Raw genomic sequence first — 11,828 nt, forward strand, 5'->3', positions numbered from 1 at the left:
TTAATATTGTTTTTAACAAATAAACAATAACTAAAACTAACAGCACAAATTTAAAATGTTATTTAGGAGTTTTAAAAGGTTTCATAACTGTAATTGCAGCAATTAATTCTTGTTCCGACATGTCTTTCAATTCTTCGTCTGCATAAAAGGCAGATAGTTTATCTTCACTATACCTGTAAAGCTTCCAGCGGTTAAACTGATATTCTAAAGCAGTAAAATTCTCTACCCAATCTCCGGAGTTTAAGTAGTTTGTTTTTCCTTTTTTAGTTTCTACTATTTCGTGTTTAGGTTGATGGATATGTCCGCAAATAACATAGTCATAACCATTCTCTATAGCTAAGTCTGTTGCTGTTTTTTCAAAATCGCTGATAAACTTAACTGCTCCTTTGACACTGTTTTTTATTTTTTTTGATAATGAGTAGCGTTCCTTTCCAAAAGTAATTAGTAGCCAATTTATTAATCTGTTTATTAAAATTAAAAGATCGTAACCGTAGGCACCAAGTTTAGCTAACCATTTGGCACTTTGTATGGAAGCATCAAAGACATCGCCATGAAAAAACCATGCTTTTTTACCGTCCAATTCTAGAACTAACTTATTAACTATTGAAATATTTCCTATTTCAGAATCCGTGAATTTTCTAAGCATTTCGTCATGGTTTCCCGTTATGTATGTCACTTTTGTGCCTTTAGCAGCTAAAGCCACAATTTTTTTAATGACCTGCATATGTGATTTCGGAAAATACCGTTTGCTAAATTGCCAAACATCAATAATATCCCCATTTAGAATTAAATGTTTGGGATCTACGCTACTTAAATAGGTTAGTAGCTGCTTTGCATGGCAGCCATAAGTGCCTAGGTGCACATCCGATATAACAACAATCTCAACTTTTCTTTTTAATTTCAAAGCAATTGGGGTTTCAATTATGATATGCAAATATCAGTTTCTAGTGTTAATCTAACATTATTGGATAATTATCTAATTATGAGCGAATTGTTAAGTTAATATTATCAATTTTTTGAAGTTGAATTTACTTCAGTTTTGTTTGGCTATTATTTATGATTACTTTAGCGTAAATTAATTGATTTATGGCAGGTAATAGCTTCGGAAACTTATTTAAACTAACCACATTTGGCGAGTCACATGGTGTCGCAATTGGTGGAATTATAGATGGATGCCCTCCAGGAATCGAATTAGATTTAGAGGCTATCCAGGCAGAAATGAATAGACGTAAACCTGGCCAATCTGCTATTGTAACACAACGTAAAGAACCAGACGAAGTTAAGTTTTTGTCAGGTGTGTTTGAAGGTGTAACTACCGGAACACCAATTGGTTTTGTTATAGAAAATTCTAATCAAAAATCTCACGATTACTCGCATATTAAAGATAGTTATAGACCTAGTCATGCTGATTATGTTTACGACAAAAAATATGGTTTAAGAGATTATAGAGGTGGAGGACGTAGCTCTGCAAGAGAAACCGCAAGTCGGGTTGTTGCAGGTGCTATCGCTAAGCAAATGCTTAAAAATGTAAAAATTAATGCGTTTACATCTTCGGTTGGAGATATCTTTATAGATAAACCATATCAAGATTTAGACTTTTCTAATATAGAAAGTAACGATGTGCGTTGTCCGGATTCAGCTATAGCTGAAAAAATGATTGACCGCATTAAGCAAATTCGTAAAGAAGGAGATACTATTGGAGGTACAGTAACTTGTGTTTTACAGAATGTGCCTGTTGGATTAGGAGAACCTGTCTTTGATAAATTACATGCCGAATTGGGTAAAGCTATGTTATCTATTAATGCTGTTAAAGGCTTTGAATATGGTAGCGGATTTTGTGGCGCAAAAATGAAAGGTAGTGAGCATAACGATTTATTTAATATAGACGGAAGCACTAAAACGAACCTTTCAGGAGGTATTCAAGGTGGTATTAGCAACGGAATGGATATTTATTTTAGAGTGGCTTTTAAGCCTGTTGCAACCATCATGCAAAATCAAGAAACGATAAATAAGGACGGCGAAAAAGTAGAAATGCACGGTAAAGGACGTCATGATCCTTGTGTTGTGCCAAGAGCGGTACCTATAGTGGAAGCTATGGCAGCATTGGTTTTAGCGGATTATTTATTGATCAATAAAACGTACTCATAAAACCCGTATTACAATTATAAATATCACGTTTAGCTTTATTTTTTAAATGGAATCTAAGATTTACTATACAGCTTTGCAGCCTTTTGATGCTAATCATAAGCATGGATTTAGTTGGGAGGACTATTTAGCATTTTCTGAAATTAATCATTTAAAAGAATTAGTATCTTTAGATGGTAATCTTAATAGGTTGTTATTTGTACCAGAGATGGATACAGAAGCAGATTGGGAGCATTTGGTAACAGATCAAGGTTTAGTCATGTTTTATTTTAATACATTGGATTATGTATTAGAAAAAGTAAAAACGATTCCTTATTTTAATTTGCTAGCAATTGTTAAAGAACCTAATGCTAGAAAAGCAGACTTGTCCGACCAATTTGAGTTTGTTGGTTATGATTTAATCACAATAGGAGGTGATACTAGCGCTTTAAGTAATGGAGGTGGTTTTGATAACACTTTTTTAGCGAGAGATTTAAATACATTTGGCTTAATATCCGATTACAATAAGGTGAAAAGAATACAGCGTGAATTACCATTAAATAATCCAGACCAAGACGACACGACATGTTGTCTTTATGAAGTTTGGAGACATAAAATTATAGGACGAAAACTAACTAACTAAAAGGAAAAACAACTAACAACTTATGAAAAAACTTGCATTACACTGGAAAATTATAATAGGAATGGTTTTAGGAATCATTTTTGGTTTTTTAATGAATAGCGTAGATGGAGGTAAAGGATTTGTTGGCGATTGGATAGCTCCTTTTGGTAAAATTTTTATTAATCTTTTAAAATTAATTGCAGTTCCGTTAATATTAGCATCGTTAATTAAAGGGATTTCAGATTTAAAAGATATTTCTAAAATCAAAACAATGGGGTTACGTACCATTGGTATTTATATTGGAACAACTGTAATAGCAATAATAATAGGTTTAAGTATTGTAAATATTGTTAAACCAGGAGAGGGGATGCCTCAAGAAACTATTGATAAAATAAAAACAACATATCAAGGTAATGCTGATGTAATGATTGGTAAAGCAAAAGTAACTCAAGATGCCGGGCCATTACAAGCTTTAGTTGATATTTTTCCTAGTAATATTTTCTTTTCTTTTAGTGATGCTAATGGAAAACCGGCAATGCTTCAAGTTATTTTCTTTGCATTATTTGTTGGTATTTGTTTATTATTAATTCCAGTAAAAAAAGCAAAACCATTAGTAGACTTCTTTGATTCTTTAAACGAAGTGGTTATGAAAATGGTTGATTTAATCATGCTATTTGCGCCTTATGCAGTTTTTGCATTAATGGCAAACGTTATTATCGCTTTTGATGACACTACAATATTGGTTAAACTGTTAGGTTATGCAGCCTGTGTCGTATTTGGGTTGTTTTTAATGATTTGTTTTTATTTGTTATTGATAAAAATATTTACAAAAAAATCACCGTTATGGTTTCTTCAGCGTTTCAGTCCTGCACAGTTATTAGCATTTTCTACAAGTAGTAGTGCTGCAACATTACCAGTCACTATGGAACGTGTAGAGGAGCATTTGGGAGTGGACAAAGAAGTGTCTGGTTTTGTATTACCAGTTGGGGCTACAGTAAATATGGATGGTACTAGTTTGTATCAAGGTATTGCTGCTGTTTTTATTATGCAAGTAATTTGGCCAGAAGGATTAACATTTACAAATCAGTTAGTAATTGTTGGTACCGCTTTATTAGCGTCAATAGGTAGTGCTGCAGTGCCAAGTGCTGGAATGGTTATGTTGGTTATTGTATTGGAAGCTATTGGTTTTCCACCAGAATTATTACCAATTGGTTTAGCGTTGATTTTTGCTGTAGATAGACCTTTAGATATGTGTAGGACAGTTGTGAATGTAACGGGAGATGCTACAGTATCTATGATTGTGGCAAAATCTTTGGGTAAACTTCATGACAATCCTAAACCAAAAGAATGGGACGATAATTACGAAAACGTTAAATAAATCAACTATGGAAGGATTTGATAATATTGTATCTGTAAACTGGTTGCAAGCTAATTTAGAACAGCCTAATTTAATTGTTTTAGATGCAACTATTGCTAGAGTAGCGGGTAGTCAATCAAATCCTGAAGAACAACAAATACCTAATGCTCGTTTTTTTGATATAAAGAAAGACTTTAGTGATGTTATGGCAGAATTTCCTAGTACTATTCCGTCAGAACAACAGTTTGAGCAGTCAGCTCGAGATTTAGGCATACACAAGGATAGTTTTATTGTGGTTTATGACAGTAAAGGTATTTACTCAAGCCCAAGAGCTTGGTGGTTGTTTAAAACGTTTGGGCATGCTAATGTAGCGGTATTAGATGGTGGTTTACCGGAATGGAAAGCACAGCATTTTAAAACAGAATTGTGTCAAGACAATATAAAATTAACAGGTGATTTTAAAGCAAAATATAACCCGAGTAACGTGGTCTATTTTGAGTCTTTAGAGGCTATAGGAAAAGATTCAGAATTTAAAATTATAGATGCCCGTTCAAACGATAGGTTTACATCTAAAGTAAGTGAGCCTAGAGCGGGATTACGATCGGGAACTATAACAAGCTCGGTTAACTTACCATATACTGCGCTTTTGGAAGGTAATACTTTTAGATCAATCAAAGATTGGCAGTCTCTGTTTAGCGGTTTAGCAAAAAGCAATCAACAATTAGTCTTTACTTGTGGTTCTGGTATAACAGCATCAGTATTAAGTTTAGCTGCAACAATTTTAGGATATAGTAATAGTGTTTACGATGGCTCGTGGACAGAATACGGAACTTTAACAACAGAAACAATGGAACACCCAAATAAGTGGTCAAAAGACGAATTATTAGCTTATATATTACTTTTTATAGCACATTCTGATTTAGACGAAAGTAAATCGGAAAAAGAGTATATTTTATCAAGAGTAGATAAAAGTGTGTACCAACGTGTGCATGAAAAATTTGAAGAAGATAATGATTATCAGAGTATTCAGAATATTGTTGAAGCGGTAAAAACACACGACTATTATCGAAATGATTTAGCAGATTTATTTGCAGATATTAAGCTTATGGCTTTTGCTGATGGAGAAATGGATCAAATGGAAAAACTAGCTTATAATACGTTGAAAAAAATATTAAAGTAAAGCTCTGTTTATAAATTGTTTAAGAGTCTTTGTTTAATCTATAAATTTAGATTTTAATTCAGGTGTCGGAATCATACAATTGTCTTTTTTTCCATACCATTTATACCTGTTTTTGGCTATAAAATCGTAGACCCAATTTCTAATAAAAGCAGGAACAATTAAAAACACAGATAGTAAATTGTTTGGTAACCCTAAACGTTTTGCAATATATAATGCAGCGGTCGATTTTACTTTTAAACCTTTGTCTGCAGAGTATAATAATATCGAATCTGTTTTAGACGTATCTAAGTTGTATTTAGCTATAATTTGCTGCCCAATATTACTTTGTAAAGGGGCAAACAAAAACCTGTTATTTGCATCATGTTTTATAACATAAAGCACTGAAGTATTGCAAAGGTTGCAAACACCATCAAAAAGAATTAGAGATTTGTCTTTTGGTAACTGTAACATACCACAAAAATAATTTAATATATTTACAAAAATCAATATTATGAAAACTTTACAACAATGGTTTGATAGTTATGCGGTAAGTCATCAAGACCCGACTAACATAGCAATACATTATATTTGTGTACCTGCAATCTTTTTTAGTGTTGTCGGCCTATTTATGTCTATTCCATCTGGGTTTTTAAATTCATTTTTACCACATCCAATTATTGCCAATTGGGCATTTGTAGTTTTAGCAGTTATTTTGGTGTTATTCTACTTTAGACTATCGGTAAAAGTTGGATTGCAAATGTTGTTATTTTCAGCATTTTGCTTAGTCCTTAATTATTACATTTCTCAATATGTGTCAATATTATACTTTTCGATTATATTGTTTGTAGTTGCTTGGATTGGACAGTTTTACGGTCACAAGGTAGAAGGTCAAAAACCAAGTTTTATTGATGATCTTCAGTTTTTATTAGTTGGTCCAGCCTGGGTTATCTTCAAGCTTTTTGGCAAGTAGTATAGGGGACGATTTATAATTGATTAATTAGACTTTAGAGTAAACGTAGTTAAGTTACGTCAGTGTGAGTGCTTCTAAGTAGGAGAAGTGTATCGAGAACTTTTTATTGTTTTTATCATAATACGCTTCTCGATACAATTTACTCGTGCCTCACAAATGACTCGAAGTGACGGTTCGGAGTGTGATGTAATAATTAATAAGTTCAAAATCGGTACATTTTGTAGAATAAGAGTAATCACAACACGTCAGTTCGAGTGCTTCGACGCGGGAGGAGTGTATCGAGAGCTTTTATTTTTTATTAATTTTCTTACGTTAATGTGCTTCTCGATACAATTTGCTCGTGCCTCACAAATCACTCGAAGTGACGGTTCGGAGTATTATGTCATAATTAATAAGATCATAATCGCCACATCTAATCGAATATGAGTAATCACAACACGTCAGTTCGAGTGCTTCGACGCAGGAGAAGTGAATCGAGAATTTCTTATTTTTCTTATCATATTGCACTTCTCGATACAATTTGCTCGTGCCTCACAAATCACTCGAAGTGACGGTTTGGAGTATTATGTCATAATTAATAAGATCATAATCGCCACATATTAATCGAATAAGAGTAATCACAACACGTCAATTCGAGTGCTTCGACGTAGGAGAAGTGTATCGAGAACCAATTTAAAACTGTTAATCAAAACGCTTCTTAGCTAAATTAGTAAGTTTTTCGAACTCATTGTTTATAAGTGCTAATTTTTTAGATTTGGACCATTTTTTTATTTGCTTTTCAGTGGAAATAGCAATGTTTATATTAGTGAATTCCGCATAAAACTCCAATTTAACAGGTCTTCTTTTGTAAGTGTAGCTTTCATGATATTTACCATCTTTGTGTTCAATTAGTCGCTCGTTTAAATTAGAAGTTACACCTGTGTAATAGGTGTTGTCAGAACATTTTAATATATACACGTAAGACAATTTCATATTTAAATATATGAAATTTAAAGCGTTGTTATGATTATTTTGATTGTATTTTGTACTTCTCGATACAATTTGCTCGTGCCTCACAAATCACTCGAAGTGACGGCTTGGAGTGTGATGTAATAAATGATTAAGCTCAGAAAATCTTCACATCTAAGGGAATAAGAGTAATAACGACACGTCAGTTCGAGTGCTTCGACGTAGGAGAAGTGTATCGAGAACTTTTTATTTTTCTTATGATAATGTGCTTCTCGATACAATTTGCTCGTGCCTCACAAATCACTCGAAGTGACGGTTCGGAGTATTATGTCATAATTAATAAGTTCATAATCGCCACATATTAATCGAATAATAGTAATCACAACACGTCAGTTCGAGTGCTTCGACGTAGTAGAGGTGTATCGAGAACTTTTATTTATTTAGTAATAACGGTCTCAATACCACTTATAATTCAATTACTATTTCTTTTTAATTGCTTCGACAAGCTCCAATAAGTCTGCATTAACGTTAGTGGTAAACATACCGTAGTTAACAATTGCTTTACCTTTTTCAAACTTATCAATAGTACCAACTGCACGTCCATCGTTCATTCTTACACGATCTCCGACTCTTAAAATTGGTTTTGGTGCCACAGGTTTGTTTTTCTCTTTTTCTTTAGCGTCTTTCTTCTTTTTGCGAATAACTTCTACAGTTTTTTCTGCTTCCTTTTTAACCTGCGTTTCTTTAGCTTTTTCAGCTTTAGCTTGTTTTGCAGTCACTTTTTTACGCTTAGAGTTTTCAATTTGCACCAAACGGAATAATTCTGACATTAACTCCTTTTTCTTTTTATCATTAAAAAACTTCTCAGCAATGTCATTCATTTTCTGACCTAAGTAAATCAGTCGTTGATTACTATCGTATAATTCTTGATAGTTTTCTAGTTTTTTCTGAACCTTAGCATTGATTTCTTCTAACTTATCGGCTTCGGTTTGTTTTTTCTTTTCGTTTACTTTCAGCGATTCGCTTGTTTTTTCAAGCTTAGCACGTTGCTTTTGTAATTTAGCTATCGTGGCATCAAAACGAACTTTACTTCGCTCAATCTTCTTTTTAGAACGATTAATTAGACTATACGGAATTCCGTTTTTCTGTGCGACTTCAAACGTAAAACTACTACCGGCTTGTCCTAATGCTAATTTGTACATTGGTTCAAGTGTACGCTCGTCAAACATCATGTTTGCGTTAATCATTTCATCTTTTTCATTAGCCAACATTTTTAAGTTAGCATAATGCGTGGTAATAATCCCGTAAGCATTACGAGCATAAAATTCTTCCAAGAAGGTTTCCGCTAAAGCGCCACCTAATTCTGGATCAGACCCGGTACCAAATTCGTCAATTAAAAACAACGTATTTTTATTAATCTTTTTCAAGAAATAATTCATCTGTTTTAATCGGTAACTATAGGTGCTTAAATGGTTTTCAATAGACTGATTATCACCAATATCACTCAATATACGATCAAATAAAAAGGCTTTACTACGCTCGTGTACCGGAATTAAAAGTCCGGATTGTAGCATAACTTGTAGTAACCCAACAGTTTTTAGTGTAATCGATTTTCCTCCGGCGTTAGGTCCAGAGATCACTATAATTCTGCTGTCTTCCTTAAGTCCGATGGTTTGTGGAAAGGTCTTTTCTTTTTTTTCTAAATTATTTAAATAGAGTATAGGGTGGTACGCATCACGCAAGTGTAACTCTCTCTTTTCAGAGATTTCTGGTAAGATAGCGTTCATGGATTTTGCGTATTTCGCTTTCGCGGAAATCACATCAATCTCAGTTAAAAATGATTGGTATAAATTTAATAATGGTAGATAGTGACGCATATAATTTGTCACTTCTTTTAAAATACGAACCACTTCCTCACTTTGTTCGTATTCTAAATTATTAAGTTCTCTAGTATGTTGTAATGTGGTTTCAGGCTCAATGTATACTATGCTTCCGGTTTTACTTCCGCCCATAATAGCACCTTTAACCTTACGTCTGTACATGGCTTTTACCGCTAACACACGTTTGTTATCCACAACAGATTCTCTGATATCATCCAGATATTCTAAGTTATGATATTGGTTTAATGCCGATGTAAAACTAGAATTAATTTTACCTTTAAGTTTATTAATTTCTTGTCTTAATTGTTGTAATAAAGCAGATGCGTTATCCTTTACGTCTCCAAATCTATCTACAACACTATCTACTTTTTCAATAATAGCAGTGGTTACTTCAATACGTAAACTATGTTGATGTAATCCTGGATAGTAGGTTTCAAATTTTTTAAAAAACTTGACAATCTCATTAGCAGTCAATGATATTGAGACTAACTTTTTAAGACTATGCGTCTCTAAATAAGTGTTTTCTATTTTTAAAAGCTGTAATTCTTTTGTAATGGTATCAAAACCGTGATTAGGAATACGATTATCATTGTAATAAGACGACAAATACTCATTGGTAAGCTGTAACGCACGTAGTAATTCTTCTTTGTCTTTATAGGGTAAAATGGTTAGGGTTTCTTGATTACCTAATGCAGTTACGCAATATTCGCTAACTTGTTGCAATACGGTGTAAAACTCTAAATCTTGTAATGTTTTTTCGTGAATATTTATCATCTATGCTTTTTTCCGTGAAGGCGGAAAATCCTTTAATCTTTAATTAGTCTTTTTCTAGCATTACAAATTTACGCAATTGGGTTGGATTTTTTTTAAGACACTAACTCAAATATTGGTTAGTCCGCTAAAAAACAAGTTTGTACTTTTTAAGATTGGGTAGTAGTGATTTATTGGTAGGCTTTATTTAGTAAGTTTTTTAGAAAAATAAATACGTTTATGACCTTTGGGGAAATCTTTTATTTCGCCAATAGCTTGGTAGCCATTTTTCAAGTAAAATTCTTCTGCTTGAAAATCAAAGGTGTCTAGCATTGCTATTTCTGCACCTTTCTGGATGGCTATCGTTTCAGCATGTTTTAAAATCTGAGAACCAACCCCTTTTTTTCGGTAGCCATCTTTTACCCAAAGAATCTTAATTTCTAAACCATTCCAATACCCAATTCCAGCTAGGATTCCGCCAATTTCAATACCATTTTCATCTTTAGCAACAAACTCTAAAGGTGTCCAAATTGGAGCAATAGCAGCTACTTTTTTTAAATTGTAGTCGTTAATTCCGTCAACAATTACTTTTATATTGTCTTTGCTGCAAGGTTCTATATTAAATCCCATTTTTATGTCCATATTTATGTGTTTGATTTGAGGAGAATAGATTTGATAGTTACAACTTATCTAAATAATAAATTAGAAGAAATTACAATTCCTCCAAGCCAAAAAGTTAAAGCGTAAAAAGTGTAAATATTATTCTGATTATTGACAAGAAACTTGATGGGTTGCTTGTCAATGTTTTGAGAATTATTTCTTTTATGAAAGTTTACCAAAGTGTTAATCATGGTTTTAATAATAAACTTGTTCCAAAGATAAATAAAGGCGAAAAGCCCTAATATTTGTACGATTTTATAAAAAAGTTCCAATATGTTTAATGCTATTTAAATGTTGTAACCTCTTAGTTTAAAGGGAAAGTTAGACCAGCAGCAAATGCACCTGCATATTGTTTAACAGATGGCTGATAGAAATACGTAAAACTAATGTCAACATTATGTTTACGTCCTAATTCTAGTCCAAGAGAAAAAGGGATATGATAAATTATTCCGGTTTTATCAAAATTATAAAAACGCGTTAATGTTCTAAATTTCCCGATTGATGTTCCGATACCAACCTCGGCATATGGAGCTACGTACGGAATCGGAATTCTGATTCTTGACTTTACGCCTAATAAAAAGGCTTGACTTTCGGCAATCTGATTGGTTGGATTACCATCTAAATCTTTACCGTTTGAATTTGTTATTATAAAACCGGCATACGGTCTAAAATCTACCCAATTGGTTATTTTTAATACTAATTCAGATTGTGCAAAAAAACCTTCATCGGCAAAATCGTCAGTACTGTCAGACGGAAAAGTAAGTCCATATCCAATTTGTGCATTTATTGATTTCTCTTTTATAAATTGTGCGTTAACAATGGTTGATGTTAATAGAATTAGTAGTACAATTAGGTTTTTTTTCATTTGGTTGATTCGTTAAGTAATTTGTTTGGTTTGCTTTTGTAAAAAAGTAAGAACGAAGTTACAATTATCAGTATTTATTTGCAACACTTATGGATTTTGAAGTGTTTTTTTTTATGTGATACTGAAACGAGTTTAGTATGACGTTGTGGTTGTGATAGTAGTTCTGGTTCCGATACCTGTTCCGGTTATGGTTGATTTTGTGGTTTTAACTATAGTTGAATTAATATTGACGTCAATCTGAATTTATTTCAGATTCTCATTATTTGAAGTTATCGTGTCGCTTAGCCTGTTGCGTGATACTGAAACATGTTAAGTATGACGTTGTGGTTGTGATAGTGGTTACGGTTCTGATTCCTGTTCTGGTTCCGGTTGTGGTTGTAACTATAGTTTAATTAGTACTTGACGTCATTCTGAATTTATTTTAGATTCTCATTATTTGAAGTTATCGTGATGCTTGGCTTAGCTTGTTGTGTGATACTGAAACGAGTTAAGT

General features: G+C 33.0%; 11 protein-coding genes. 5 read left to right on the plus strand and 6 right to left on the minus strand.

Annotated elements, in window-relative coordinates; all coding sequences use genetic code 11:
• Nucleotides 1-58 precede the first annotated feature (58 nt).
• A complete protein-coding gene (locus CXF54_RS12575) occupies nt 59-904 on the minus strand; it encodes a UDP-2,3-diacylglucosamine diphosphatase (protein ID WP_101203822.1) in 846 nt (281 codons plus the stop codon).
• A 182-nt stretch (nt 905-1,086) separates the two neighbouring features.
• Between CXF54_RS12575 and aroC the strand changes: the two genes are divergently transcribed.
• Genes aroC through CXF54_RS12595 form a run of 4 tightly spaced genes read left to right on the plus strand, consistent with a single transcriptional unit; the run spans nt 1,087 to nt 5,283 of the window.
• The gene (gene aroC, locus CXF54_RS12580; protein ID WP_101203823.1) at nt 1,087-2,148 is read left to right on the plus strand and encodes a chorismate synthase; all 1,062 of its coding nucleotides are present in this window, start codon (nt 1,087-1,089) and stop codon (nt 2,146-2,148) included.
• A 46-nt stretch (nt 2,149-2,194) separates the two neighbouring features.
• Nucleotides 2,195-2,767, plus strand: a complete 573-nt coding sequence (locus CXF54_RS12585) for a hypothetical protein (protein ID WP_101203824.1) — start codon at nt 2,195-2,197, stop codon at nt 2,765-2,767.
• 22 nt (nt 2,768-2,789) lie between these two features.
• Nucleotides 2,790-4,124, plus strand: coding sequence for a dicarboxylate/amino acid:cation symporter (locus CXF54_RS12590; RefSeq protein WP_090840710.1), 1,335 nt, complete (start codon nt 2,790-2,792; stop codon nt 4,122-4,124).
• A 7-nt stretch (nt 4,125-4,131) separates the two neighbouring features.
• Complete coding sequence (locus CXF54_RS12595) at nt 4,132-5,283, plus strand: rhodanese-like domain-containing protein (protein WP_101203830.1); 1,152 nt, start codon at nt 4,132-4,134, stop codon at nt 5,281-5,283.
• Between the two features lie 33 nt (nt 5,284-5,316).
• Here the strand turns inward: CXF54_RS12595 and CXF54_RS12600 are convergent, their stop codons facing one another.
• A complete protein-coding gene (locus tag CXF54_RS12600; protein ID WP_090840712.1) occupies nt 5,317-5,733 on the minus strand; it encodes a thiol-disulfide oxidoreductase DCC family protein in 417 nt (138 codons plus the stop codon).
• Between the two features lie 40 nt (nt 5,734-5,773).
• Here CXF54_RS12600 and CXF54_RS12605 point away from each other — a divergent pair, with 40 nt between their 5' ends.
• Entirely contained in the window at nt 5,774-6,232 is a 459-nt protein-coding gene (locus CXF54_RS12605; protein WP_101203825.1) for a DUF962 domain-containing protein, read from the plus strand.
• A gap of 681 nt (nt 6,233-6,913) precedes the next feature.
• Here the strand turns inward: CXF54_RS12605 and CXF54_RS12610 are convergent.
• From CXF54_RS12610 to CXF54_RS12625, 4 genes are all read right to left on the minus strand, one after another.
• Nucleotides 6,914-7,204 (minus strand): GIY-YIG nuclease family protein, encoded by a 291-nt coding sequence (locus CXF54_RS12610; protein WP_101203826.1) that lies wholly within the window; start codon nt 7,202-7,204, stop codon nt 6,914-6,916.
• Nucleotides 7,205-7,659: 455 nt separating this feature from the next.
• Nucleotides 7,660-9,834: an endonuclease MutS2 gene (locus CXF54_RS12615; protein WP_090840716.1), complete on the minus strand. Its 2,175-nt coding sequence runs from the start codon at nt 9,832-9,834 to the stop codon at nt 7,660-7,662.
• Between the two features lie 180 nt (nt 9,835-10,014).
• The gene (locus CXF54_RS12620) at nt 10,015-10,452 is read right to left on the minus strand and encodes a GNAT family N-acetyltransferase (RefSeq protein WP_232782617.1); all 438 of its coding nucleotides are present in this window, start codon (nt 10,450-10,452) and stop codon (nt 10,015-10,017) included.
• Between the two features lie 322 nt (nt 10,453-10,774).
• Nucleotides 10,775-11,335 carry a hypothetical protein gene (locus tag CXF54_RS12625; protein WP_101203827.1) on the minus strand — a complete coding sequence of 187 codons (561 nt, stop codon included), beginning with the start codon at nt 11,333-11,335 and terminating at the stop codon, nt 10,775-10,777.
• Nucleotides 11,336-11,828 lie beyond the last annotated feature (493 nt).

The organism is Olleya sp. 1-3 (genome assembly GCF_002836085.1).
GTDB classification, from domain to species: Bacteria; Bacteroidota; Bacteroidia; order Flavobacteriales; family Flavobacteriaceae; genus Olleya; species Olleya namhaensis.